24 protein-coding genes are annotated in these 23,888 nt (G+C 71.0%); 9 read left to right on the top strand and 15 right to left on the bottom strand.

From position 1 onward, the window contains the following. Positions 1-47 precede the first annotated feature (47 nt). The gene (locus ACGFH9_RS19790; protein WP_393221224.1) at positions 48-3,512 is read right to left on the bottom strand and encodes a ThuA domain-containing protein; all 3,465 of its coding nucleotides are present in this window, start codon (positions 3,510-3,512) and stop codon (positions 48-50) included. 159 nt (positions 3,513-3,671) lie between these two features. Here ACGFH9_RS19790 and ACGFH9_RS19795 point away from each other — a divergent pair, with 159 nt between their 5' ends. Continuing rightward, the gene (locus ACGFH9_RS19795; RefSeq protein ID WP_393221227.1) at positions 3,672-3,872 is read left to right on the top strand and encodes a DUF1905 domain-containing protein; all 201 of its coding nucleotides are present in this window, start codon (positions 3,672-3,674) and stop codon (positions 3,870-3,872) included. Between the two features lie 61 nt (positions 3,873-3,933). Here ACGFH9_RS19795 and ACGFH9_RS19800 read toward each other — a convergent pair whose 3' ends face one another. Then, on the bottom strand, positions 3,934-4,308 hold the full coding sequence (locus ACGFH9_RS19800) for a VOC family protein (RefSeq protein ID WP_355246684.1): 375 nt from the start codon (positions 4,306-4,308) through the stop codon (positions 3,934-3,936). Positions 4,309-4,625: 317 nt separating this feature from the next. On the opposite strand from ACGFH9_RS19800, the gene ACGFH9_RS19805 reads away from it, so the two are divergent. Further along, a complete protein-coding gene (locus ACGFH9_RS19805) occupies positions 4,626-4,871 on the top strand; it encodes a hypothetical protein (protein WP_393221230.1) in 246 nt (81 codons plus the stop codon). 151 nt (positions 4,872-5,022) lie between these two features. Here ACGFH9_RS19805 and ACGFH9_RS19810 read toward each other — a convergent pair whose 3' ends face one another. The 5 genes from ACGFH9_RS19810 to ACGFH9_RS19830 all read right to left on the bottom strand — a co-directional run bounded on the left by ACGFH9_RS19810 (position 5,023) and on the right by ACGFH9_RS19830 (position 9,748). Then, a complete protein-coding gene (locus tag ACGFH9_RS19810) occupies positions 5,023-5,661 on the bottom strand; it encodes a GNAT family N-acetyltransferase (RefSeq protein ID WP_393221233.1) in 639 nt (212 codons plus the stop codon). A 92-nt stretch (positions 5,662-5,753) separates the two neighbouring features. After that, positions 5,754-6,971 carry a cellulose binding domain-containing protein gene (locus ACGFH9_RS19815; protein WP_393221236.1) on the bottom strand — a complete coding sequence of 406 codons (1,218 nt, stop codon included), beginning with the start codon at positions 6,969-6,971 and terminating at the stop codon, positions 5,754-5,756. Positions 6,972-7,201: 230 nt separating this feature from the next. Next, on the bottom strand, positions 7,202-8,131 hold the full coding sequence (locus ACGFH9_RS19820) for a PaaX family transcriptional regulator C-terminal domain-containing protein (RefSeq protein ID WP_393221238.1): 930 nt from the start codon (positions 8,129-8,131) through the stop codon (positions 7,202-7,204). A 4-nt stretch (positions 8,132-8,135) separates the two neighbouring features. Further along, a complete protein-coding gene (locus ACGFH9_RS19825; RefSeq protein ID WP_393221240.1) occupies positions 8,136-8,846 on the bottom strand; it encodes a DUF6596 domain-containing protein in 711 nt (236 codons plus the stop codon). After that, entirely contained in the window at positions 8,783-9,748 is a 966-nt protein-coding gene (locus ACGFH9_RS19830; protein WP_393221243.1) for a LysR family transcriptional regulator, read from the bottom strand. The genes ACGFH9_RS19825 and ACGFH9_RS19830 overlap by 64 nt, the downstream gene beginning before the upstream one ends. 123 nt (positions 9,749-9,871) lie before the next feature. Between ACGFH9_RS19830 and ACGFH9_RS19835 the strand changes: the two genes are divergently transcribed. From ACGFH9_RS19835 to ACGFH9_RS19850, 4 genes are all read left to right on the top strand, one after another. Then, positions 9,872-11,119 carry an MFS transporter gene (locus ACGFH9_RS19835; RefSeq protein ID WP_393221246.1) on the top strand — a complete coding sequence of 416 codons (1,248 nt, stop codon included), beginning with the start codon at positions 9,872-9,874 and terminating at the stop codon, positions 11,117-11,119. A 153-nt stretch (positions 11,120-11,272) separates the two neighbouring features. Next, on the top strand, positions 11,273-12,295 hold the full coding sequence (locus ACGFH9_RS19840) for a pectinesterase family protein (RefSeq protein WP_393221303.1): 1,023 nt from the start codon (positions 11,273-11,275) through the stop codon (positions 12,293-12,295). Further along, a complete protein-coding gene (locus tag ACGFH9_RS19845; protein ID WP_393221249.1) occupies positions 12,292-13,728 on the top strand; it encodes a cellulose binding domain-containing protein in 1,437 nt (478 codons plus the stop codon). The genes ACGFH9_RS19840 and ACGFH9_RS19845 overlap by 4 nt, the downstream gene beginning before the upstream one ends. A 35-nt stretch (positions 13,729-13,763) precedes the next feature. Further along, positions 13,764-15,017: a cellulose binding domain-containing protein gene (locus ACGFH9_RS19850; protein WP_393221252.1), complete on the top strand. Its 1,254-nt coding sequence runs from the start codon at positions 13,764-13,766 to the stop codon at positions 15,015-15,017. An 11-nt stretch (positions 15,018-15,028) separates the two neighbouring features. Here ACGFH9_RS19850 and ACGFH9_RS19855 read toward each other — a convergent pair whose 3' ends face one another. The 3 genes from ACGFH9_RS19855 to ACGFH9_RS19865 form a co-directional block, all read right to left on the bottom strand. Beyond that, a complete protein-coding gene (locus ACGFH9_RS19855; protein WP_393221255.1) occupies positions 15,029-15,307 on the bottom strand; it encodes a hypothetical protein in 279 nt (92 codons plus the stop codon). Next, positions 15,304-15,966 carry a hypothetical protein gene (locus tag ACGFH9_RS19860; RefSeq protein WP_393221257.1) on the bottom strand — a complete coding sequence of 221 codons (663 nt, stop codon included), beginning with the start codon at positions 15,964-15,966 and terminating at the stop codon, positions 15,304-15,306. Before ACGFH9_RS19860 ends, ACGFH9_RS19855 begins: the two co-directional genes overlap by 4 nt. An 83-nt stretch (positions 15,967-16,049) precedes the next feature. After that, positions 16,050-17,609, bottom strand: a complete 1,560-nt coding sequence (locus ACGFH9_RS19865) for an NAD(P)/FAD-dependent oxidoreductase (protein ID WP_393221260.1) — start codon at positions 17,607-17,609, stop codon at positions 16,050-16,052. Positions 17,610-17,764: 155 nt separating this feature from the next. Between ACGFH9_RS19865 and ACGFH9_RS19870 the strand changes: the two genes are divergently transcribed. The 3 genes from ACGFH9_RS19870 to ACGFH9_RS19880 all read left to right on the top strand — a co-directional run bounded on the left by ACGFH9_RS19870 (position 17,765) and on the right by ACGFH9_RS19880 (position 20,098). Further along, entirely contained in the window at positions 17,765-18,982 is a 1,218-nt protein-coding gene (locus ACGFH9_RS19870) for a hypothetical protein (protein WP_393221262.1), read from the top strand. Between the two features lie 87 nt (positions 18,983-19,069). Next, complete coding sequence (locus tag ACGFH9_RS19875) at positions 19,070-19,642, top strand: GNAT family N-acetyltransferase (RefSeq protein WP_393221265.1); 573 nt, start codon at positions 19,070-19,072, stop codon at positions 19,640-19,642. Positions 19,643-19,684: 42 nt separating this feature from the next. Then, positions 19,685-20,098 carry a type II toxin-antitoxin system prevent-host-death family antitoxin gene (locus ACGFH9_RS19880; protein ID WP_393221268.1) on the top strand — a complete coding sequence of 138 codons (414 nt, stop codon included), beginning with the start codon at positions 19,685-19,687 and terminating at the stop codon, positions 20,096-20,098. A 61-nt stretch (positions 20,099-20,159) separates the two neighbouring features. Here the strand turns inward: ACGFH9_RS19880 and ACGFH9_RS19885 are convergent, their stop codons facing one another. From ACGFH9_RS19885 to smpB, 5 genes are all read right to left on the bottom strand, one after another. Beyond that, a complete protein-coding gene (locus tag ACGFH9_RS19885; RefSeq protein WP_393221306.1) occupies positions 20,160-21,227 on the bottom strand; it encodes an ABC transporter ATP-binding protein in 1,068 nt (355 codons plus the stop codon). 26 nt (positions 21,228-21,253) lie between these two features. Then, entirely contained in the window at positions 21,254-22,069 is an 816-nt protein-coding gene (gene modB, locus ACGFH9_RS19890) for a molybdate ABC transporter permease subunit (protein WP_393221271.1), read from the bottom strand. Next, positions 22,066-22,860: a molybdate ABC transporter substrate-binding protein gene (modA, locus tag ACGFH9_RS19895; protein WP_393221274.1), complete on the bottom strand. Its 795-nt coding sequence runs from the start codon at positions 22,858-22,860 to the stop codon at positions 22,066-22,068. Before modA ends, modB begins: the two co-directional genes overlap by 4 nt. Beyond that, the gene (locus ACGFH9_RS19900) at positions 22,857-23,282 is read right to left on the bottom strand and encodes a molybdopterin-binding protein (protein WP_393221277.1); all 426 of its coding nucleotides are present in this window, start codon (positions 23,280-23,282) and stop codon (positions 22,857-22,859) included. The genes modA and ACGFH9_RS19900 overlap by 4 nt, the downstream gene beginning before the upstream one ends. Before the next feature lie 114 nt (positions 23,283-23,396). Continuing rightward, positions 23,397-23,888, bottom strand: a complete 492-nt coding sequence (gene smpB / locus ACGFH9_RS19905) for an SsrA-binding protein SmpB (protein WP_355246748.1) — start codon at positions 23,886-23,888, stop codon at positions 23,397-23,399.

Genomic DNA, 23,888 nt, shown 5'->3' on the forward strand with positions numbered 1-23,888 from the left:
TCAACAGCTAACGGAAACTGTCCAAGATCTCGAAGCTCGACCGCTGATCAGCTCACGGTGACGGTCAGGTTGAGCGAGCGGGTCTCCCCGCCGGTGTAGGTGACCGTCACCCGGGCGGTGAAGGTGCCCTTGCGGGAGTAGCTGTGACTCGTCGACCGCAGCGTCGTACCGTGCGTCACGGCGCTGTTGTCGCCGAAGTCCCACGCGTAGTCGGTGATGCTCTGGCCCGACGGCGCTGTCGCCGTGGCCGTCAGGCTGGTCGTCAGTGGCGCGACGCCGCCGGTCGGGTTGGCGGCGATCGACAGGGTCCCGCCCGGCTCCTGCTTGACGCCGGCGCCGTTGAACCGCATCCAGTCCAGCGACATCAGGTCTGGCGTGCCGCCGACCTGGGCGGCGTTGACGAACTTCGCGTACAGGGTGGTGGTGCCGGTCGGCTTGTTGCTCAGGGTGACGGTGGGGGACACCAGGTTGTCCCACCCTCCGGTCGAGCCGATGGCGGCGGTGCCGATCAGGGTGCCGGTGGGCGAGCCGGTGCGCAGCTCGATGGTGCCGCCGAGGCCACCGTTGGTCACGCCGAGCGTCACCGAGCCGATGTTGCGCAGGTCCACCGGCCCGTACGCCGCCCAGTCGTTGTGGTCGACGTCGCCGAGCCGCTTGCCGGCGCGGGCGGTGGTCCGGTCGTTGACGATGAGGCCGGACTGGGCGCTGAAGTGCTCCGACTCCTTGCTCTTGGGCTGCAACTGGACCCGGGTCGAGCCGGTCAGCGCCGGTACGCCGCCGGCCGCCCCACCGTCGGTGTACTGCGCGGTGATCAGGGTGTAGAGGTTCTGCCCCGGCCCGTGCCCGTCGCCGGCGTCCGCCTCGGTGGCGAGCAGCCCCGAGCAGCCGGTGTAGACGTCCAGCGGGTGGGCGTGCGTGTCGTGGCCGAGCTGCGTCTGCACGGTCACCTTGGCGCAGTCGATGGTGGTGTCCTCCGGGTCGGTGACCGTCACCGTGTACGGGATCTTGTCGCCGAAGTCGAAGAACCCGCCGTTGGGCACGGTGATGGTGACCGTCGGCCTGGTGTTGCCGACGACGACGTCGGTCACGGCGGTGGCGGTCAGCCCGTTGCCGCTGTTGCGCACGGTCAGTCGGGCGGTGTGTGTCCCGGCGGTCGGGTAGGTGAAGCTCGGGTTGGCGGCGGTGGAGTCGGTGGTGCCGTCGTTGGTGAAGTCCCAGGCGTAGCTGAGCGCCGTGCCGTCACCGGCCGTCGTGCCGGTCGAGGAGAAGGTGACCGTGAGCGGTGCGCGCCCGCTGTCCGGGGTGGCGGCGATCTTCGCGGTCGGTGGTCGGCCGTTTGCCACGTAGTCGATCCGGTAGATGCCGGCGCCGGCGTTGCTGCCGCCGCGACCGCTGCCGGTGCCCTCGCCGAAGTCGATGACGTAGAGCGAACCGTCCGGGCCGAACTCCGCCTCGAAGGGCTGGATCCAGCTCATGTTCTCGAAGATCCCGTTGATCGACTGGAGGTCGCCGACGGCGGTGGGACCGAAGTGCGAGTTGGTGAAGGTCTGGGCCGTCCGGTGGATCGAGAGCGTCTTGAACCACTTGCGGGTGAACTCGTACGTGATCCACTTGCCGTCGAAGTACTCGGGGAACTTGCTGGTACGGGTGTTCGCCGGGTCGTAGTCGTAGACCGGGCCGCTCATCGGGCCGCCCCCGCCGGTGCCCACCTCGGGGAACTGGGTCGAGGCGGAGTAGGCGTACCAGACCAGTGCCGGCTTCGCCGCCGGCAGCGTGGTGAGGCCGGTGTTGTTGGGGGAGTTGTTCGTCGGTGCCGCGCAGTTGAACTTCGCCCCGGAGGTGCTGGTGGCGAAGTTGTAGTCGTTGAACGGGATGTTGTTGCCCACGCAGTACGGCCAGCCGTAGTTGCCGGGGGCGGTGATGCGGTTGAACTCGACAGTCCCCTCCGGGCCACGGTTCGCGTCCGCGGCGCGGGCGTCCGGGCCGTAGTCGCCGACGAGCACCGCGTTCGTTCCCGGCTCGATGGTGATCCGGAACGGGTTGCGCATGCCCATCGCGTAGATCTCCGGCCGGGTCTTCGCCGTACCGGCCGCGAAGAGGTTGCCGCTCGGCACGGTGTACGTACCGTCGGCCTGCGGGGTGATCCGCAGGATCTTGCCGCGCAGGTCGTTGGTGTTGCCGGCGGTGCCCTGGGCGTCCCAGGCGGCCCGGCCGGACTGCTCGTCGATGGGGGTGTACCCGCTGGACGCGAACGGGTCGGTGTTGTCGCCGATCGCGGCGTAGAGGCGACCGGCCGCGTCCATGGCCAGCGACCCGCCCATGTGCGAGTTGGCCCGACCCACGCCCCGGTACGTCGGGACGGTCAGTAGCCGCTTCTCCGAGGAGAGCGCGACGCTGTTGTTCGCCACCGTGAACCGGGACAGGTTGAGCTGTTTGAGGGTCTTGTCGGACCAGAGCAGGTAGACCCAGCCGTTGCTGGCGAAGTTGCGATCCAGGGTCATCCCGAGCAGTCCGTCGGACTGGTCGGTCATCGCCGAGGTGTAGGCGAAGTCGAGCAACGTGGTGACCTGGAGCGTGTTCGAGTCGACCACCTTGAGCGCGCCGGTCCGCTGGATGTAGTAGACCCTGCGGTCGGGGGCGACGGCCAGCTCGAAGGGGTCGGCCAGGTTCTCGGTGACCAGACCCACCCGCTCGAAGGTGCCGGTCCCGGTCGCCGAGCAGTCGCCGGCGACCGCGCCGGCGGCCCACTCGATGCCGTAGCGCAGATGCTCCAGGAACGCCGGCTCGCTGAACCGGGAGCTGGCGTGCCCGCCGGCGGTGAACCAGGACCGGCCGCCGTCGTAGCGCTGACACCAGGAGTACGCGTGGTCGACGCCCTCGTCCAGGCCGTTGATCCCGTCACGCACCTTGATCTGGGCGAGGGTGTGCACGTTGCCGGTGGGGTTGGTCCGCCAGTTGTACCACTCCTCGCTCTGCTCCCACAGCTCCGGCAGGTTGCGGGTGGAGGGGTGGGCGCGGTCGAGGACCTTGACCCGACCCGGGTACGTCCCGCCGGTGGCCGAGAAGTCGGGGTGGTAGTCGAAGATGGTGCCGACGAGGCCCTCGTACCAGGGCCAGTCCCGTTCACTCGCCGAGGCGGCGTGCAGCCCGGCCCAGCCGCCGCCGTTGCGGATGAACGTCTGCAGCGCCGCGCGCTGGCTGGCGTTGAGCAGGTCACCCGAGGCGGGGGTGGAGTTGGTGTTGTTGAAGACCAGGGCGTCGAAGGTGGCGAGGTTGGCGTCGGTGAAGGCGGCCGCGTCGGTGGTGGCGACGACCTCGAAGTTGTGCGCGGTCCCGAGCTGCTGGATCGCGGCGACGCCGGCCGGGATCGAGTCGTGGTAGAAGTTGGTGATCTTCGAGAAGACCAGCACCCGGAAGCGTGGGGCAGCCTCGGCGGGCAGGGCGGTGGTGGTGCTCAGGACGGTGGCGACGGTGAGCAGGGCGAGGCAGATCGCGCGCAGGTGTTTGGGCATGGGGGCGCTCCCTGTCGGACGGTGAGGGTCGGAAAGCGCTTTCTCGCTGCCCGCATCACGGTACTGACAGCTAGTTACGAGCGTCAATAGAGCAGAGGTAAGCGGTTTCCTGCTGCCGCCGGATCGCCGGCTGCCGGTGGGACGGCGCTCGATCCGGAGGTGGTACGCCAGTTGCTGGCGGCGCCGTCGGTGGACGCGGGCGTAGCCCGGCTCAGCGAGCGGGAACGTAGCCGGGGGCGCACCTCGCTGTTCCCGAAGGACGAGGGCCATGTCCTTCCGCTGCGGGACTCGGTGCGCGACAAGGAGGGCATCGCCCTCGACGACGTCGTGCACATCCGCCTCGCCGTCCGGCCGCGGTAGCGCGGCTCGCCCGCACGCCCTGGTCGGACGCCGAGCCGCAGCGTCCGACCAGGGGCGGCCGCTAGAGGTACGGGCGCGTGATCAGTTCGATCGCGTGTCCCGCCGGGTCCTTGAAATAGAACCCTCGGCCACCGTGTTCGGTGTTTGTCTCTCCCGGCCGCTTCATGTGCGGGTCGGCCCAGTACGTGATGCCTCGTTCCTGGATGTACGCCAGGCCACGCGCGAACAGCTCGTCGTCGACGAGGAACGCGTAATGCTGCATCTGGATGTCCACCGGCGGCTCGGCGAACTGGAGCAGCACACCCTCGTCCAGCAGGACGTTGACGAACGGCCCCCACGAGGGCGCCTCCGGGAGTCCGAACAGTTCCCGGTAGAAGGCCGCCGACGCGTGCTTGTCCGTCGCGGCGATGATGGTGTGGTTGAACGTGACTGTCACGCGTACCCGTCTTTCGGTCGATCCGAAGACCCGACCGGAAGCACACGGCGTCCAGCAGCCGTACTGATTGACAGACCCCGAAGGCAGCAATGCCCCGGACCCATGCGGGAGACGCGTACGCGTCGATCTCGGCATGGCGGCTGAAGTAGCCAGAACCTCCGGGGGTAGGCCCATCTGGGGCGCACGAGCAGGCTAACACGACGTCCTGTCACGGGTCCTCGACTGTTCGCCGAGGCGAGTGGCACTTCGGCTATGCGCTCGGCGGGCGGGCGACCACGGACGTCTGGATCCTGCCCGGGGTCGAACACGGTGTCAGCGTGCGATTTCCCGACCCCTCGGCCGGTGCTGGGATCTGGCGCTCGACGTGGGTGGGCCCGACCCGGCGGTGGACGCACACCTTCCTGGCGTCGCGCGTCGCTGACGAGATCGTGCTGAACGGCGGCGACCTGCGGTGGACCTTCTCCGATATCGGCTCGGACGAGTTCCGCTGGCGCAACGAGGCACGGCAGCCCGATGGCGTGTGGCGGCTCCAGCAGACGTGCCAGGTGTGGAGGCGGTCCTGAATGCGCCGACGGTGAACGGCGGGGATGCGCGCCTGCCGGAGACGTGGTGCGTCCCGGTGATCCGTGCCGACGTCAACTCGCTCGACAGGCCCGGACGGCGTCTTCCGGGGTTTCTGAGCAGGCGGCGGAACGCTCGGTCGCGGCGCGGAGCCTACGGCCGAGCGGGTGGCAGGAGCAGCGCCTCCGCGCCGACCGGGCGGAACCCGGCCGCCTGGAAGGCGCGCACACTGCGGGCGTTGCCGGCGGCCTGCTGAGCCCAGACCGGTTGCCCGTCGGGTACGAGATGCCGGGCGGCCGTCGCCAGCGCCCGTCCCAGGCCCCGGTGACGGCACCCCTCGTCGACCTCGATCGCCGTCTCCCAGCGACCCGCCACCCCTCGACCCAGGACGACCACCCCACCGTCGGCAGCCCAGACCCGGACGTCGTCGCGACGCCGACGCGACCGGCCCACGCGGCCGTGCCCGCTGTTCGTCACTTCGCGCAGCGTCACCGGGGGCGCGCCGGAAAGAGGGCCCGCGACCGTCAGGAGGTCGATGGTGTCGGTGGAGCGCCCGGTGCGGTCGAGCAACGCGGCGAGGAAGCGCGGGTTCATCGTGGCCGCCAGGCCGTCGCAGTCGAGAGTCGCCAGGGTACGACGTACCCACTGGGGGTCTTCGTCGGTGAACACCACGGAGTGCGCGGTGAACGCGATGACTCCGGCGTCGCGGTGGCACGGCTGCGGTACGACCGTGGTCCCGCCGTCCGCCGGCGGGAACTGCCCGTTCGCTGCGGCTTGCAGGATCTCGGCCAACGTGGTGTCGGCGATCGTCGTCTCCTCGGGAGGGGGCGGAACGCGCTCGACGGCCGGCGCGTGCAGCGCCGGCCGCCGAGGACGAGTCGATGTCAGCTGCCGGTGCAGGTGGCGGCGGCTCCGCTGCCGTTTCCGGTGCCCTGGAATCCGAAACTGGTGCTCTGACCCGCGGCCAACCGTCCGTTATAGCTCTGGTTCGTGACGGTGATCGTCCCGCTGCTGCCGGTCGCGACGCCGTTCCACAGCGAGGTGACCGAGGCGCCACTCGGCAGGTTGAGGGTGACCCGCCAACCGCTGAGTGCGGTGCTCCCGGCGCTCACGGTGACGTTGGCGACGAATCCGCCGTTCCACTGGTCCTGCACGGCGTAGGTGGCGGTGCAGGCGTCGCCGGTCGGCGGGGGCGTGGTGGGCGGAGGCGTGGTCGGCGGTGGCGTGGTCGGCGGTGGGGTGGTCGGCGGCGTGCCGCCGTCGAGCGTCAGGTTCTTCTGCTGGACGGTCCACTGCGTACGGCAGAGACCGCAGTTGGTTCCGACGAAGTTGGCGCCGGCGGTGGTGTCGCCCTTGAGGCGCCACTTGAGGTAGAGCACCGCGACGCGGCCGAACTCACCGCCGTTGGCCTGGTCGTAGGTGCCGCCGTGCCCCACGTTGAGGTTGCCCATGAAGGCGGGCAGCCCGGACGGCAGCTTGCCCCAGTCGTCGATGGCGTTCGGGTAGGCGATGTCGCTCGGGCCACCGATGATGTAGGCGATCGGCTTGGTCAGTCTCCTGAGTTGGTAGTCGTCGGCGTCGTTGAGCAGGCCACTGCTGAAGATGCCGGTCGTGGTGACGCGTGGGTCGTTGGAGACGGCGTACGCCTCCAGTCCGCCGCAGGAGAAGCCCGCGACCGCGACCTTTGTCGTGTCGATCTTGTTGAAGTACTTGCTGCCCTGGCGGGAGTTCTCCGCGATGGCCCAGTCGATCGACTGGGTGAGCATCTGGGAGTTGGTGGAGCCAGACCCGTTCGGGGCGCCGTTGGCGATGGCGAGGAAGCCGTGCGAGGCGATCTCGCGCAGGAAGTTGCCCTGGGAGAGGCCGTTGGCCGAGCATCCGCCATTGCCCCAGACAAAGATGGGCAGGCGTTCGGACGGGAGCGTCTGGGGCCGGAAGATGGTGTGGTTGGCCAGACTCGCCGAGGTCTCGTAGTCGGCGGGATAGGGGCCGGAACCGCCGACGGCGGCACCTGCCGGTGTCGCGCCGAGCGCGATGATCACCGAGGCGACCGGGACGACGGCGGCGGCCAAGCCCGCGTAGATCTTCGCTCTTCTTCTCATGCACCCCTCCAACGGATGTCACGTGGGGCTCCCTGCGGCGGCGGTGGCGGCTGTTCGTTCGCGCAGCGACCGGTGGTCGGCGCAGGCCACGGGCCAGGTCGATGTGTACGCGTCGACCACCCGGCGGGGTCCCCACAGGCGATCCGATTGGGAGCGGTGTGCAGTTACTATCACTGCCGTAACGAAAAGTGTCAATGTCCCGTCTGTCCTGCGGCCGCCCACCGACGCTGTCAGCCCGCGCGCCGACCGGCGGTCGTTGCCGGCGCCGAGAGGTCGTCCGACGCCTCGAAGTGGGTGATCCAGGCGGCGGCGTCCGGCCAGTGCGGCGTCGCCACCTCGACCAGTCGGGCCTGCGCGAGCGCGCCGAGCGCGGTGTGGATCTCCAGGAAGGTCTCCCTGGCCTTCCGGCGGGGCCACGGCGTCGGCAGCAGATGATCGGGCAGGTCCGGGTCGATGTCGGCGAACCTCCGCCAGGAGTCCATGGCCGAGGTCCGGGCCACCAGAGCCCGTGCCGCGCCGACCGCGTTGTCGCGCACTGCGATCCGCAGCGGCGCGTACCGCTGGATGAAGGTCGCGTACGCGGACGCGAGCGCGGCCAGGTCGTACGCGGCAGCCGGTCCGTGCGGTCCGGACTCCTCGTCGAACCGGACGTGCATGACCGACCACCGGGCGCCCTCGACGTGGCTCAGCAGTTCCCTCAGCACGCCCCTGGCGGGTGCGGCGTCGGACCCCGGCCGGATCCACACGCTGTCGTACAGGCCCGCGAAGCGCAGCGCGCCCAGCGCCCTGCGCACGGCGTGCCGCGACGCCTGACCGGAGCTCGGGATCGAGAAGGAGGCCAGCACCCAGTCGCCGGTCCAATGCGGCGGCTGTGCGCCGAACGTCAGGAACTGCCGCATCCGCGCGCGGTGCCGGGCGATCGCCTCGGGCGTCAGGTGGTAGACCGGTGGTCTCCGGCCCGCCCTCGTCGCGATGAGGCCCCGCTTGACCAGGCGGGACAGGGCGGCACGAGCGCTGGACTCGCTGACGCCGAACTCGCGCAGGATCGCGATGACCGCCGCGGACGGCAGGTCGGCGTCCGTCGAGTCGAGATACTCGCCGAGCACTGTCGCCAGAAGGTGCTGCGGGCTGGACCCGGCCTGGGCGCGAGGGGCTCGCACGTCGTCACCGTTCACACCACCAGACTGCCCCACCGGATGACACACGGACCTCAGCCCAGCGTGGCCGCCCTGCGCAGCAGCACGGCCCGTTCGCGCTGGTTCGCACAGAGCCGGGCTGCCAGTTCCAGCTCGACGCGGGCTTCCGCCGAACGGCCGAGCCGGGCCAGCAACTCACCGCGCACGGTCGGAACCCCACGGAGGGCGCCGCCGCGTGCGTGGCGGCGATCGCGGCCTGTAGAGCGTAGGGACCGGAATTCCAAGGTGACGCCCTGTTCAGCGCGGCCAGCCCCCGACGGATCGCCGAGCTGTCCCACAGTCGCCGGTCCTGATCCTCGAGCAGGACCGGCGTACCGTCCGGGTCGGTCCGGGCCGGAAAACGCGCGGCTGTCAGCTCGCAGAGCGCGAGCAGACCGTGCACCTCGGCCTCGTCGGGTTGCAGAGCGGCCAGCGTACGGATCAGCTGGATCGCCTCGTACGCCACGTCCGGGCGCAGCAGGTGGTCGCCCGAGGTGGCCGTCGACCCCTCGGTGAGGATCGCGTACAGGACGTGGAGCACCGGGTGGCAGCTGACGAACATCAGGGCCAGGAGGTCGTCGTCGATCCGGTCGGGGTCGACGTCCTCGGCCAGTCCGAGATCGCCGGTGAACCGGGTCAGGGCGGCGCGTCGACCGGACGGTCGCCCCGCCCGGGCGACAGCGCCCAGGACGGGCGCCACGTCGCCGCGGGCGACGGCGCCAGGCCCGCGCAGTGGTCGATCACCGCGCGTAGCGCCGGGTGCGGGTTCGCGCGGCGCAGGATGAGCGAGAGGGGGTACGCGAGCGTCGGGCCCGCGATCGGGATGCGGCGCAGGTCGTGGCCGGGCGGCCAGAGATACCGGTCGCGCGCGCCGACGAGGGTCGCCACGTCGGCGGATGCCGCGAGGATGTCGATCAGCACCTCGTTGCCGAAGTTCGGGCCGGCGGCGTCGATCCGCAGGTCGAAGGTGGTGGTGAGCTGGTCGTAGAAGTCCGCCCACTCGCTTCCGGGCGCGATGCCCGGCACCCAGATCCGGTGCCCCCGCAGTCGGGCCGGTGTCAGCGTGCGCGCGGCGGCGAGCGGGTGCCGTGGGCCGACGAGCAGTTCCAGCGGCGAGTCGAACGCGTGGACCATCCGTACGTCGCGCGGCAGCGTCGCCGGGTCGGTGACCGACCGGAACGAGGCGTCGACGTCGCCCGCCTGGACGGCGGCGACCGCCTCGCGCGGGTCGGTGACCCGCAGGGTCACCACGTCGAGATCGATCTCCGGATGTGACCGCCAGTAGTCGTGCAGGACGACCGCCTGCGCGGAGCGCAGGCCGAGCACGTCGATCCGCAGGGCCCGCGAGCCCGGCCTGATCGCGGCGACCGCACGGTCCACCCCGGCGACGATGCCCCGGGCGTGCGGGAGGAACGCCTGGCCGTCGAGTGTCAGCTCGACCCCTCGGGGGGTACGCGTGAACAACCGCACGTCGAGGGCGCGTTCGAGGGCCGCGATCCGCTTCGACACGGCCTGCTGCGTCACCCCCAGCTCGTCGGCCGCGTGCTGCAACTGCCCGAACTCGGCCGCCCGCACGAACGACCGCACCGCCTCGGTATCCACCGGCTCATCATCCACCCGCACAACCGACGGTTGTGACGCGCCCGACGGTCAGTTGTTTGCGCTCACGTCGGTGCCGTTGGTGTGCTGCCCGGACCCGAACATCGGTTGTCACGAGGGGGGCGGATGGGCGCGCGGTTGGGGCCCGGTTTCGGTTGGCTGTGGTCGGCCTACGCCGTCAGTACGTACGGCACGTGGATCGCCTTCGGCGCGTTCCCGCTGATCGCGGTTCGCGTCCTGCACGCACCGGCGTTCGCCGTGTCGATCCTGGCGGCGGCCGGACCGGCCGTCGCGGCGGTCGTGGCGTTCTCGCTCGGACCGTGGGTCGAGAGCCGGGCGAAGCGTCCGGTGCTGGTCGCCATGGACCTGCTCCGGTTCGTGGCCATGGCGAGTGTCCCGCTCGCGTACGCCTTCGGTCTGCTGTCCTACGGCCAGTTGCTGGTGGTCTCGGTCCTCTCCGGGACCGCGAGCATCGCCTTCGCCACCGCGTCCGGCGCGTACCTCAAGTACCTCGTCCAGGGCGATCACCTGCTGGTGGCGAACGGGCGGTTCGAGGCCACGAACTGGGCGGCGACCGCGGTGGGCCCACCCCTCGGTGGCGCGCTCGTCGGGCTGCTCGGTCCGGTCGTCACCGTCGCGGCCGACGCCCTCAGCTACCTGCTGTCGGCGCTCGCGGTCCGGCGCATCCGCGGTGGCGACGTCGCGTCACCCCGGGCACGTGCCGGCCGTCCGCGCGGCGCCGATCTCCTGGTCGGCTGGCGGTTCATCCTGCGCGACCGGGCCCTGCGAGGGCTGTTCCTGAACTCGATACTGGTCGGCGGCCTGATCATGGCCACCGCGCCACTGCTGGCCGTGCTCCTGCTGGGCGAGTACCAGCTTCCGGCGTGGCAGTACGGTCTCGCGTTCGGCCTCCCGGCGTTCGGCGGTCTGGTGGGTGCCCGCCTGTCCGCGCGCCTCGTGGCCCGCCACGGTCGACACCGGGTCATGATCGTCTCCGGGTGGTTGCGCTCGGTCTTCCCCCTCGGTCTGTCGTTCGTCCAGCCGGGCATCCCCGGACTCGTCACCGTGATCGTCGTCGAGGGACTGCTGATCACCTGCATGGGCGTCTTCAACCCGATCTACGCGACCGAGCGACTGCACCGCACCCCGCTCGGCCACGCCGCACGCGTCCTCAGTACGTGGAGTGCCGTCAGCAGACTCGTCCAGGCGGTCCTGGTGGTGGTCTGGGGCGTCCTCGCGACCCTCACCAGTCCGCTTGCCGCGATCACCATCTCCGGCGTTCTCCTGCTCGCCACCCCGCTCCTGTTGCCCGGGCGGACACCGTCGGTGGCCACCGAGCCCACCTCGTCCGAGCGGGGTGTCCGGGTCGGATGACGCATCCAGGGACCGCTGCCTTTATATTTTAGTTCGTCGATGTTAACGTTAACTTAACTCGGCTGTCTGCCGGTCGGCATGACCGTCGGCGGGGCCTCGTGAGATCGGAGAACGCTTATGACCACACCCCGCAGGGTCCTTCGCGTGCGCCCGATGGCCGTGGTGACGGTGTGTGCTCTCGTCGCCACGGTCTCGCTGGCCTCCCCGGCGTCGGCATCAGCGACCATCACGGTGGCCGCCGACGGCAGCGGCACCTTCACGACCGTCCAGGCGGCGATCGACAGCGTCGCGGCGAACAACGGCGTGCCGGTCACCATCACCATCAAACCCGGCACCTACCGGGGTGTGGTCACCATTCCCGCCAACAAGCCCTACCTCACCCTGGTCGGCACCGGCAGCTCCGCCGCCCAGGTGGTGATCGTCGAGGGGCACGCATCCGGCCAGACCAAGCCCGGCGGCGGTACGTACGGCACGTCCGGCAGCGCCTCGGTGTTCGTCAACGCCAACGACACCACGATCCGAAATCTGACCATGTCGAACGACTTCAACGAGGCCGCCAACACCCTCGACGCCGAGCAGGCCGTCGCTGTCAACACCTCCGGCGACCGGGTGCAGTTCGACAACGTCCGCATCCTCGGCAACCAGGACACCCTGCTGGTCAACGCGCCCAGTGTCAGCTCGGTCCGGCGTCTCTACGTCCGCAACTCCTACGTGGAGGGGGACGTCGACTTCATCTTCGGGCGGGGCACCATGGTCTTCCAGAACGGCACCGTGCACTCGCTCACCCGGGGCTCGTCGTCGAACAACGGCTACCTCACCGCCGCGGCCACCGACATCAACAACAAGTTCGGCTTCCTGTTCTGGGGCACCACACTGACCAGCAACGCTCCGGCCAGGACGGTCTACCTCGGCCGGCCCTGGCACCCCAGCGGCGACGTCAACGCCCGCGGTCAGGTCCTCTACCGGGGCGTCGCGATGGGCGCACACATCCGCACCGACCCCTGGACCGACATGTCCGGCTTCTCGTGGAGGACCGCCCGGTTCGCCGAGTACAGCAGCACCGGGCCGGGTGCCGTCATCAACGCCGACCGGCCCCAGATGAGCGCCTCCACCGCCACCCAGTACACACCCACCGCGTACCTGGCGGGCAGCGACGGCTGGAACCCCATCCGATGAGGCGGATTCGTTCCCCGCGTACCGCGGCCCTCATCGCAGTCGTCGCCGGAGTGCTCGCCGCGGGTCTGCCGGTCCTCAGCGCCGAGGCCGCGGTCGGTGACGGCACGCCGACCGACTCGAACATCAGCTTCGTCGGCCGGTGGAACACGACGAACGCCTCGGCCTACGTGCCCTACTGGGCCGGCGCGTACCTGCGGGTCGGGTTCACCGGCAGAACGGTGAAGCTCCGGCAGCGCAACACCATCCAGCTCTGGGCCAGCATCGACGGTAGGGCGTTCACGTCCTTCACCGGCTCCGGCACGGTCAACCTGACGCCGACCGCGCTGGCGGCCGGCAACCACACGTTGATCGTCAGTTACCGGCAGGTGGCCGGCTCCTACACCGGTGACGCGGTCTTCCAGGGGCTGATCCTGGACTCGGGCGCGGGCACGTTCAAGCCGCCAGCCCGCCCCAAGCTGGTCGAGTTCATCGGTGACTCGATCACCGCCGGTGCCACGAGCAGTCAGCTCGCCGTGACGGACTACGGCTTCAAGGTCGGTGAGCGGCTCGGCTACGACCACACCCAGATCGCGATCGGTGGCATGTGTCTGGCCGAGACGACCGATGGGTGCTGGGCGCAGGCGACACGCTACTGGATGTCGTCCGGTGGCCAGGTCGGCACCGATCCGTGGGACTTCTCCCGCTATGCGGCCGACGGTGTGGTGATCAACCTGGGGACCAACGACAAGAGCCATGGTGTGAGCGCTGCGGCCTTCCAGGCGACGTACACCACCTTCCTGACGAGGATCCGGGCCAAGTTCCCGAACGCCAAGCTCTTCGCCCTGCGGACGTTCATCGGTCGCTATGCGACCGAGACGGAGGCGGCGGTGCGGGCGCGCAACGCCGCGGGTGACGCCAACGTGTTCTACGTGGACACCACCGGCTGGCTGCCGTCCGGGGGCCTGAGCGACTCGGTGCACCCGAACGACGCGGGTCATCAGGCCATCACCGACAGGCTGGCCCCGATCCTCAGCGCACGACTCACCACGACCCCGGAACCGACGACGCCGGCCCCCACGACGCCTGCGCCGACGACGCCTGCGCCGAGCACACCCGCGCCGACCGCTCCTGGGGCCGGCGCCTGCACGGTCACCTACCTCAAGACCGGTGACTGGGGTACGGGTGCGCAGTTCGACGTGACGCTCGGCAACACCTCCACCGTCGGGGTCAACGGGTGGACCCTGACCTGGTCCCTGCCGGGCAGTCAGAGGATCACGCAGTCCTGGAATGCCACCGTTACCCAGTCGGGCGCTGCGGCCACCGCGGTGAACGCCGCCTGGAACGCGGTGATCCCGGCCGCCGGTTCGACCAGCTTCGGAATCATCACCGACAGCCCGCTCGGCGGAGCGACCGGCTTCGCCCTCAACGGTTCCCCGTGCGCCGCCGTCGCGTGAAGGCGAGCGTCTCCGATCGAGGCAGGAGTAACCCGATGACGGTTCGCCGATCGCGTCTCGTGGTCCTGGCGGCAACGGTCCTGACCGTCGTGGCCGGCGGGCTCGGCATCGCCACCGCCCAGGCCGCCACCCCGGCCTGCGCTGTCGACTACCGGATCACCAGCCAGTGGGCCGGCGGGTTCGGGGCGGATGTCGTCGTCACCAACCTCGGCGACGCGGTGACCGGTTGGAGCGTCGCGTGGAGTCTTGCCCCTGGGCAGGGCGTGCAGCAGGCGTGGAACGCCACCGTCACGGTCACCGGTTCGGCGGTGGCGGCCACCAATGTGAGCTACAACGGCGCCGTCGGCTCTGGCGCATCGGTCAACTTCGGCTTCACCGGCTCGTGGAGCGGCAGCAACCCGGTGCCGTCGTCGTTCTCGTTCAACGGCACCACCTGTGCCGGCTCGCCGCCAGCAACGCCCACCGCGCCGACGCCGACTGCCCCCACGCCGACGCCCACTGCGCCGACGCCGGAGCCGACACCCTGCACCGGCCCGAGCACACCGTCGGCCAGCCCTTCCCCGTCACCGACACCAACGCCGATCAGGGTGTGGATGGCCGGCGACTCCACTATGATGAACGCCAGTTCCTGCCCGATCGGCTGGGGTAGCCAGTTCGCGCCCTACTTCACGTCGGCGGTCACCGTGCAGAACAGTGCCGTCGGCGGTCGCAGCATCCAGACGTGGCTGTACGAGGGCAACGTGACCTCCACCAAGAACTCCGCCGGCGAGTGCACGCTCAGCTCGACTGCCTACAGTGCGCGGTGGGCGGCGATGCTGGACACCGGCAGCGGCTTCAAGACCGGTGACTATCTGATCATCCAGTTCGGCATCAACGACGGTGACTCGGCCTGCCCGCGACACGTCGGGACCAATCGCTTCAAGGAACTGCTCGGCGTGATGGCGGCGGCCGCCAAGGCCAGAGGGGTGAAGCCGATCTTCGTCACCCCGGTCGCGGCGATCACCTGCAGCGGCGGCACCGCCGTCGGCAACCGCGGTTTCGTCGCCGAGACGACGGCTGCGGCCGCCGCCAACGGCGTACCGGTCATCGACCTGCACGCGAAGAGCGTGGCGCTCTACAACTCGCTCAGACTGTGCCCGAACAACGGTGACTACTCGACGGGCGCGGTCGGCGCGTTCTTCTGCAACGACCACACCCACTTCGAGGCCGCCGGCGCCAGACAGATCGCCGGCCTGATCGTCACCGCCCTCCGGGCGCAGAACATCCCGCTCGCCGCCTACCTGAGGTGACAGCCGCCAGCTCACGCCTTGTCGCGGTCGTCCGCCTCGCGGTCGCCGGTGCTGCGGTCGTCCGCCTCACGGCGCTCCTCCTGGAGCTTCACGAGGGCCTTGACGATCTCGGCGATGTCGGCCTCGTCGGCGCCCTCGACCCGGACCGTCCTGCCGTCCATCGTCACCTCGACGGTGCTCTGCGCCGGTCGACCACGACGAGCCCGCAGCAGGGCCGCGACGGTGTTGGCGACCGCACCGGTAGCGGTCAACCCGCCGACTGCGATCAGCAGCGCCTCGAACACCGTCACCACCTCTCCGAGAGCACCACGTTGGCCACGCTGGTGACGATCGCGAAGAGCAGCACCCACATGGAGACGTGGGTGATGCGGTTGCGGCGGTCCTCGGCCGTCTCGGCGGCGGCCGCCAGCTGCGGACCCGGCGACTCCGGTGGTGTCCCGAGATCCTCCGGTGCTCGTGCGCCGATCGTCGCCGGTGCGCCGCCCACGACCGTCACGCCACCGATCGCATCGGGCACCTCGGGGGCGTTCGCGCCGACGGACTTCGGTAGCCCCGTGGCGCTCGGTGAAGCGGCGAACGCGGTGGCCGGACCGGACATCTCGTCCACGGTCTTTGCCGCCCCGTAACCGACGGCCGCCAGCGTGATGATGATGAGCGCCGAGGCGATGGCGAGGCCGTGGGCGATGTCGGCGTGCCCGTCGATCCTGCGGTCGAACACGAGATCGCCCACGGCCGCCGTGGACAGGCCCACGGCCAGGAAGAACAACTCGCCGTCACCGAAGACGTCGATGGCCTCGGACGTGTTGCCCTGGAGCCACAGGACGCCGGTCTGGCACACGATCGGCAGGACGCCGAGGAGCAGGCCGAAGAAGAGCCATTTGCAGAGTTTGCGGACCATCCGCTGACCTGCGGTCATTCCCGTGTGGATGGAGACCTGCGTTGGCGTCATGGACCCTCCCGGCCGCCGGGCTGTCCCGACACCCTACTGGGTGGCCTGGATGAGTGAGTCCCCACTCAAGACAGGGGGGTCTCTCAGACCAGCGGCGCCTGCGCGGATCGGCCGCCGTCGCCGGCTGCGCGGGCGCCCTCGGGAGCGGTGATCGGTGCGGCGATGATCCGGCTCGGCAGCACCGGCGCGTCCCGGCCGGTGCCCCGGCGCGCGCCGTCGTCGGTCGACTGTTCGTGGTAGTCCTGCTCCACGTTCACCGACCAGACGTCGTGCGTGCTGCCGGTGACGATGTTCTCGACGGTCAGCATCGCGGTGAGCATGGAATGGTCCTGGTTGTTGTAGCGGTGCATGCCGTTGCGGCCCACCGGGTGCACGTTCGGCACGGCCTCGGCCAGCCAGGCCCGGAGCACGTCCACGTTGTGCTGGTAGCGCTCGTCGTACACCGGGTAGGCCTTGGGCATGCGCACGACGTGCCCGGCCTCGACCACATCCGGGCGGACCAGGCCCAACCGCTCCAGCTCCGCGGTGGCCAGGGCCACGAGATCGACATCGGGGGTACGCCACATCTCGTCGTCCTCGAAGACGAAGTACTCCAGGCCCAGGCAGGTGCGACCGTCCTTGACGAGGTACGGCGACCAGGAGCCGAAGTTCTGGATCCGGCCCACCTTCACCGCCGGGTCGTGCACGTAGATCCAGTTGTCGGGGAACGAGAACTCGGCCGGCACCACCAGGGCGACGGTCAGGAAGTCGCGGTAGCGCAGGTCGGCGGCGCAGGCCAGCACCTCCGGAGGCGCGGGCGGGCGGAGTGCGGCGACCAGCTCCGAGATCGGCATCGACGAGATCACGTCGTCGGCCGGCTCGGTACGCTGCCCGCCCGCGCCGTTGAGCGTCACGCTGATCGCCCGACGTCGTTTCGGGTCGCGGTGCACGGCGGTCACCCAGGTGCCTGTCGACACCTCCCCGCCGCGTCGGCGCACCTCTTCGGCGCAGCGCTCCCACATCATCCCCGGCCCGTACTTCGGGTACTGGAACTCCTCGATCAGGCTGGTCACGTCGGTGCGGCGGCGGCGCGGCAGCACCGCGTTGCGGATCGCCGTGGCAAGCGACAGGTTCTTGATCCGCTGCGCGGCCCAGTCGGCCCGCAGCCGGTCCGCCGGCATACCCCAGACCTTCTCGGTGTACGTCTTGAAGAAGATCGAGTACAGCCGCCACCCGAACCGGGCCGAGACCCAGCCCTCGAAGTGCGACTGGTCGCGGGGTGGCCGCAGCCGCGCCCGGGCGTACGAGCCGAGGCAGCGCACCGCCTCCGGCAGTCCCAGGTTGCGCAGGGCGTTCGTCGCGCTGAGCGGATAGTTGAACAGGGCCCCCCGGTAGAAGATCCGGCTCATCCGAGGTCGGGTCAGGAAGTCCTCGTCCGGCAGGATCTCGTGCCAGAACGCCTCCACCCGGGGGACCTTGGTGAAGAACCGGTGCCCGCCGATGTCGAAGCGCCACCCGTCGCGTTCCACGGTCCTGCTGATCCCGCCGACCACCTCGTCGGCCTCGAAGACCCGGACCGGCTGGCCGTGGCGGAGCAACTCGTACGCCGCCGTGAGCCCCGCCGGGCCCGCACCGATGACCACCGTGCCGTGCTGCTCGCTCATGCCCCCGTACTCCCTGCCACTGGTCGAGGCGGCACGCCTACCCGTTATGCCCGATTTGTCACCTCCTGGTCCTGGCGGGTTTCTCCTCCCGCGGGGTCCTTCGGGGCGTACAACGAGAAGGGCGGGCGGTTCGGCGGACCGGGGGAGCGGGGCGGATGCACCGGTGGCGGAGCGGCCTGCGGCGCGCGACGGCGCTGGCCGGGGTCGCCGGGCGGCTGGTCCGCCGGGTGCCGCCGCCCTGGTCGTACCTCATCGGGCTGTTTCTCGGCGCGAAGCTGGTGCTGACCCTGCTCGGCCTGCTGGTCCTGCACGCCTGGGACGGCATACCCGGCGCGCCGCCGCCGGACGAGGCGCTGATGTGGGCGCAGCAGCGCGAGGTCTCCGGGCATCGGTGGATCTCCTTCTGGTTCGCCTGGGACGCGCTGCTCTACCTACGGCTGAGCGAGCTGCCGCTGACCGGGCGGCCGTGGGGGGACTTCGGCTTTCCGCTGCTCTACCCCTTCCTCGCCCGGCCGGTCGGCGCGCTGCTCGGCGGTGACAACGCGCTGGCCCTGCTGTTGATCAGCAACGTCGCGTTCCTGGGCGCGCTGGTGTACGGCTACCGGCTGGCCGAGCTGCTGTTGGGCGACGCGGACGCGGCCCGCCGCTTCACCCGCTACCTGGTGCTCCTGCCGACGGCCTTCCTGTTCCAGGCCGCGCTGACCGAGTCGCTGTTCGTCTGCCTCGCGCTGGCCGCGTTCTACTACGCCGAGCGTCGCCGGTGGCTGCTGGTCGGGGTGGTCGGCTACTTCCTGGCGATGAGCCGATCTCTCGGACTGCTCGTCGCCCTGCCGTTGGCGCTGGTGCTGCTGCGCCAGCACGACTGGCGGCTCGGTCCACGCGCCCTGCTCGCGTACCTGCGGACCGGCTGGCCCTTGCTGCTGCTGCCCGCGGGGTGGTTCACCTTCATGGCGTTCTGCCGGTGGCGTGGCGGGGACTGGTTCGCCTACCAGCACGCCCAGAAGGCCGGCTGGGGGATCGAGGTGCAGAACCCGGTGCCGGTGGTGGTGGACGCCCTGGCCGGAGAGCCGCGCCACGCCGGACGGGTCCTCTTCGCCCTGGTCGTGCTGGCTGTGCTGGCCGCCGGGTTCCGTCGCCGGGAACTGCCGTATCTGGTCTACGGTGTGCTCATGGTGCTGGTGCCGCTGTCGATGGGCCCGCCGGTCTACAAGAGTCTGCTGCGGTACCTGCTCGCCGTGTTCCCGGTGGCCCTGGTGCTGGCCCGCTGGGCCCGTCGCGCGAGTGTCGACGTGTGGCTGACGGCGGTGCTCGCGGTCGTGCAGGGCGCGCTGTTCGTGCTCTGGCTGACCTACTGGACCCACATGATCATCTGATGCCCTGCGGACGTACCTGCCGGTCTGAGGACTCAGCCGGGCTGTGGGACGCTGCTACCCGTCGTCGCCAACTTCGGGGGAGGCCCGGTGTTCGCCCTGCCGCTCACCGACGAGGTCGAACTGCGCCCGCTGGAGCCGTGGCGGGCCGAGGAGTTCCTCGCCAACCTCGACCGGTCACGGGAGCACATCCGGCCCTGGGTGTCGCCGACCTTCGTCGCCACCGACCTGCCGTCGGCCCGCGCGGTGTTGCAGCGCTACGCCGATCGCTGGGCCAGCGACAGCGGCGGCATCTGGGGACTGTGGTGGCACGGGACCCTGATCGGTGGGGTCATGTTCGTGTCGTTCGACGTCACGCTGGGCATTTGCGAGGTCGGCTGCTGGCTTGAGCCGGACGCGCAGGGGCGGGGCCTGATGGCCTCCGCGATCCGCCGGATCATCGACTGGGCGGTCCGCGAGCGCGGCATCCAGCGGGTCGAGTGGCGCACCAACGCGGCCAACACCCGCAGCATCGCCCTGGCCCGCCGGCTCGGCCTGCGCCACGACGGCACCCTGCGGCAGGTCTACCCGAACCCGCGCGGGCGGGTCGACCTGGAGATCTGGTCCGTGCTGGCCGACGAGTGGCTGGCCCAGCCCACACCGGTACCGCCCACCATCCACTGACGACAGCGGATTTCTGTCGTACCCGGGCGGCATTATCCATTCATGGCCATCCCCGCGCTCACCCCGCATCCCGACCCGCCGCGTTCTGTGCCGCTGCGCGAGGCGCGCACCCGGTTCAGCCAGCTCGTCGCGTTGGCCGAGCTGACCGACGCGGTCACCGTCGTCACCCGCGACGGCGATCCCCGCCCGGTCGCCGCCATCGTTCCCGCCGCCGCTGCCCGCAGCGCCGCCCAGGCCCGCGCCGACGCCGACCGGCTCGCCGCGGTCACCGCCGGCTGGGCCCGCCGCCTCGACGAGCAGCACCGCCGCAGCAGCCAGCGGCACGCCGCCGAGCTGGGCGCGGTCCGCGCGGCGCTGGCCGAGGTGTGGGCCGAGCTGGACCGTCGGGTCGTCCCGGGCAGCGACCCGGCGCTGGCTCGGCTGCGCGCCGCGCACGCCGACCTGCTCGCCGACTGACCACCCGCGCGCCGCAGGCCGACACCGCCGCGAACACACCGAAGCCGAGGTGGCGGCAGCGTCAGGTCGTGGCGGGGTAGGCGTGTGTCTCGGTCGCCTTGACCGCCACCCAGACACGCTGGCCAGGAATCAGCCGAAGCTGGGCCGCCGCAGCCGGCGTGACGTCGGCGGCGACGCCGACCGGCCCGTCCACCTGCACCCGCACGTTGTCACCGTGTCGTTGGACACCGGTCACCGTCCCCGCCCACGTGTTGCGAGGGCTGCCCTCGGGCCGTGACGGGTGCAGGGCCACCGCCGCCGGGCGGAACGCGACGAACGCGTCGCCGTCGAGGCGGTCGGCCACGCTGAGGGTCAGCTCCGGCGCGACACGTACCCCGTGGCCCTCGGCCCGCCCCCGATAGAGGTTCAGTCCGACCAGGCGCGCCACGTAGTCGGTGCGCGGGCGTGCCGTGACGCTCGGGCCGTCGCCCTCCTGGACGACGCGCCCACCCTCGACGATGACCAGGCGGTCGGCCAACGCCAACGCGTCCAACGGATCGTGGGTGACCAGTACCGTGGCGCCCGGGTGCGCGGCCAGGTGACGGTGCAGCTCCGCGCGGGTCTCCAGGCGGGTACGGGCGTCCAGGGCGGCCAGCGGCTCGTCGAGCAGCAGCAGCGATGGTCCGACGGCGAGGGCACGGGCCAGCGCCACACGCTGCGCCTGCCCGCCGGACAGCTGGCGGGGCTTACGGCGCGCCTGGTCGGCGAGGCCCACCCGGTCGAGCCAGTCCTGGGCCGTGGTCCGCGCCGCTCTCCGGTCGACGCCGTGCCGGCGTGGCCCGAAGGCCACGTTGTCCAGCGCGCTGAGGTGCGGAAAGAGTAGGTAGTCCTGGAAGACCACGCCGATCGGCCGGCGCTCGGTCGGCACCCACCCGCGTGTCGCCGGCCGGTCCAGGTCGACACCGCCGAGGGTGACGTGACCGGCGGTGAGCGGGTGCAGCCCGGCCAGCGCACGTAGCGCGGTGGTCTTGCCCGCCCCGTTCGGTCCGAGCAACGCGACGACCTCGCCGGGCTCGACCCGCAGCGGCACGTCGAGCCGGAAGTCGCCCCGGTCGACGACCAGCCGGGCCGCCAGCAGCGGCGTGGTCACGGGCCGGTCGTCCAGCGGCGGCGTGGTCACGGAGCAGCCATCCAGCGGTCCCGCAACGCGGCAAGGATGCCCACCGAGACGATCAGCAGCACCAGGCTGAGCACGATCGCGGACTCCAGGTCGGTCTCCAGCGCCAGGTAGACGGCCAAGGGCATCGTCTGCGTACGTCCCGGATAGTTGCCGGCGAAGGTGATGGTGGCCCCGAACTCGCCGAGCGCCCGCGCCCAGCACAGCACCGCACCGGCGGCGAGCCCGGGCGCCACCAGCGGCAACGTGACATGGGTGAAGGTGGTCCACCGGCTGGCACCCAGAGTCGCGGCGGCTTCCTCGTAGCGGTGGTCGGCGGCGCGTAACGCGCCCTCCACGGCGATGACGAGGAACGGCATGGCGACGAACGCCTCCGCCAGGACGACGCCCGCGGTCGTGAAGGGCAGGGTGATGCCGAACGTGGCGTCGAGCCAGCCGCCGAGCAGCCCGCGCCGGCCGAAGACCAGCAAGAGCGCCACGCCTCCGACCACCGGCGGCAGCACCAGCGGCACGGTGACCAGGGCGCGGACCAGCCGGCGGCCGGGAAACCCGACCCGGGCCAGCAGCCATGCCAGGGGTACCCCGAGCAGCAGGCAGAGCAGCGTGGCCAGGGTGGCGGTCTGCACCGACAGGCGCAGCGCCGTCAACGCCCCCGGCGCGGTGAGCCGCTGCGGCAGCGTCGTCCACGGCGCCCGGACCACCAGCCCGGCCAGCGGCAGGACGAGGAAGAGCAGGCCCAGCCCGGCCGGGATCAGCAGCCCCGCCGGCACCCGCCCCCGTCGTCGGGCAGTGGTGTGATCGCGGACCAGGTTCACGAAGCCGCCTGGAACCCCGCCTCGGCGAGGACCGCCTGTGCCGACGCCGAGCGGACGTACGCGACGAAGGCCCGCGCGCCAGCCCGGTTCGGCGCGCCCTTCAGCGCGACGATCGGATAGTCGTTGATCGCCCGCGTCGACTCGGGGAACTCGACGCCGGTGACGTCGGTGCTCGCGGCGTGGGCGTCCGTGCGGTAGACGAGGGCGGCGTCGACCTCGCCGAGCTTGACCTTGGCCAGCGCACCCTTGACGTCCTGTTCGAGGGTGACCGGCGTCAACGTGATCCCGGCCGCGGTCAGGGCGGTACGCGCCGCCGCGCCGCAGGGCACCTGGTCGGCGCAGAGCGCGACCTTCACTCCCGCCCGGGCGAGGTCGGCGAGGCCGGTCACGCCCTTCGGGTTGCCGCTGGGCACCGCGATCACCAGTTGGTTGCGGGCGAAGACGAACGGCGTGCCGTCGGCCTCGCCGGCGTCCGTCACGGTCGCCATGTTCTTCGGCGCGGCCGAGGCGAAGACGTCCGCCGGGGCGCCCTGGGTGATCTGGTTGGCCAGGGCCGAGCTGCCGGCCAGGTTGAGGGTGACGGTGACGCCCGGGTTGGCGGCCTCGAAGCCCCTGGCGATGCGGGTGAACGACTCGGTCAGCGAGGCGGCGGCGAACACGGTCACCGTGCCGGCGACGCGACCGTCCGGGGTGTCACCCCCGGTTGCCGGGTCGCCGGCTCGATCGCAACCGGCGGTCGCCAGCACGGCCACCACCAGTGCCGCCGCGACACATCGGGCCCGACGGTTCATCCGTGCACCCTCGCTCCGGAAGGGGCGGTGGGCGCGGGGCACTCCACCACCACCGTCGTCGACTTGATCACGGCGACGGCGACCGAACCGACCCGCAGGTCGAGGTCGTCCACGGCCTCCCGGCTCATCAACGACACGACCCGGAACGGGCCGGCCTGGATGTCGACCTGTGCCATCACCGTGTCCTTGCGGACGTCGACCACGATGCCGCGCAGGCGGTTGCGGGCCGAGGAGATCCCGACGCCCGGGTCCGGGTCGGCGGCCTGTGCCCGGGCGAACGCCGCGAGATCGACGCCGCCGATGACGCGGTGGCCGTGCTCGTCGCGCCCGGCGGTCAGCCGCCCGGCGTCCACCCAGCGGCGGATCGTGTCGGCGCTGACGCCGAGCAGGTCGGCCGCCGCGCCGATCCGGAAGGTCGTCACCGGACCACCATAGCGTCCGCATCTGCGAGGGCACAGGGCCGAGAAGGGCTGATTCTGCGCGTCAAAGAGGCGCTATCAGCCGCAGGTGCGAGCCGGCTCAGACCCGGCCTTCGGTCAGGGGCGGCGGGGGTGACCCTTGAGGTGTCGGCCCAGCTCCCGGGCGATCTCGCGGTTCGCGTCGCGCTCGGCGAGGGTCTGCCGCTTGTCGTACGTGCGCTTGCCCTTGGCCAGGGCCAGCTCGACCTTGGCCCACCCGTTGTCGAAGTACATCGACAGCGGCACCAGCGTCACGCCGCCCTCGCGGACCTCCTGGAGGATCTTGCCGATCTCGGAGCGGTGCAGCAGCAGCTTGCGGTTGCGGCGGGGCGCGTGGTTGGTCCACGTGCCGTAGCGGTACTCGGCGATGTGCAGCCCGTACAGCATGATCTCGCCGTCGCGCTCGTGCGCGAACGCGTCCACCAACGACGCCCGTCCCTCGCGCAGCGACTTCACCTCGGTGCCGACCAGCACGATGCCGGCCTCGTACGTGCGCAGCACGGCGTACTCGTGCCGCGCCTTCTTGTTCGACGCGATCAGTCGGCGCTCGGGCTGTCGGGACGGGCTCAC

The organism is Micromonospora sp. NPDC049102, from assembly GCF_043197485.1.
In the GTDB taxonomy this organism is placed as follows: Bacteria; Actinomycetota; Actinomycetes; order Mycobacteriales; family Micromonosporaceae; genus Micromonospora.

Excerpts from the sequence above, each read along its gene's own strand:
- ACGFH9_RS19840 (WP_393221303.1), top strand. The coding sequence starts at position 11,273 with ATGGCCGTGGTGACGGTGTGTGCTCTCGTCGCCACGGTCTCGCTGGCC.
- ACGFH9_RS19865 (WP_393221260.1), bottom strand. The coding sequence starts at position 17,609 with ATGAGCGAGCAGCACGGCACGGTGGTCATCGGTGCGGGCCCGGCGGGG.
- ACGFH9_RS19845 (WP_393221249.1), top strand. The coding sequence starts at position 12,292 with ATGAGGCGGATTCGTTCCCCGCGTACCGCGGCCCTCATCGCAGTCGTC.
- ACGFH9_RS19835 (WP_393221246.1), top strand. The coding sequence starts at position 9,872 with ATGGGCGCGCGGTTGGGGCCCGGTTTCGGTTGGCTGTGGTCGGCCTAC.
- ACGFH9_RS19880 (WP_393221268.1), top strand. The coding sequence starts at position 19,685 with ATGGCCATCCCCGCGCTCACCCCGCATCCCGACCCGCCGCGTTCTGTG.
- ACGFH9_RS19815 (WP_393221236.1), bottom strand. The coding sequence starts at position 6,971 with ATGAGAAGAAGAGCGAAGATCTACGCGGGCTTGGCCGCCGCCGTCGTC.
- ACGFH9_RS19850 (WP_393221252.1), top strand. The coding sequence starts at position 13,764 with ATGACGGTTCGCCGATCGCGTCTCGTGGTCCTGGCGGCAACGGTCCTG.
- ACGFH9_RS19860 (WP_393221257.1), bottom strand. The coding sequence starts at position 15,966 with ATGACGCCAACGCAGGTCTCCATCCACACGGGAATGACCGCAGGTCAG.
- ACGFH9_RS19790 (WP_393221224.1), bottom strand. The coding sequence starts at position 3,512 with ATGCCCAAACACCTGCGCGCGATCTGCCTCGCCCTGCTCACCGTCGCC.
- modA (WP_393221274.1), bottom strand. The coding sequence starts at position 22,860 with ATGAACCGTCGGGCCCGATGTGTCGCGGCGGCACTGGTGGTGGCCGTG.
- ACGFH9_RS19870 (WP_393221262.1), top strand. The coding sequence starts at position 17,765 with ATGCACCGGTGGCGGAGCGGCCTGCGGCGCGCGACGGCGCTGGCCGGG.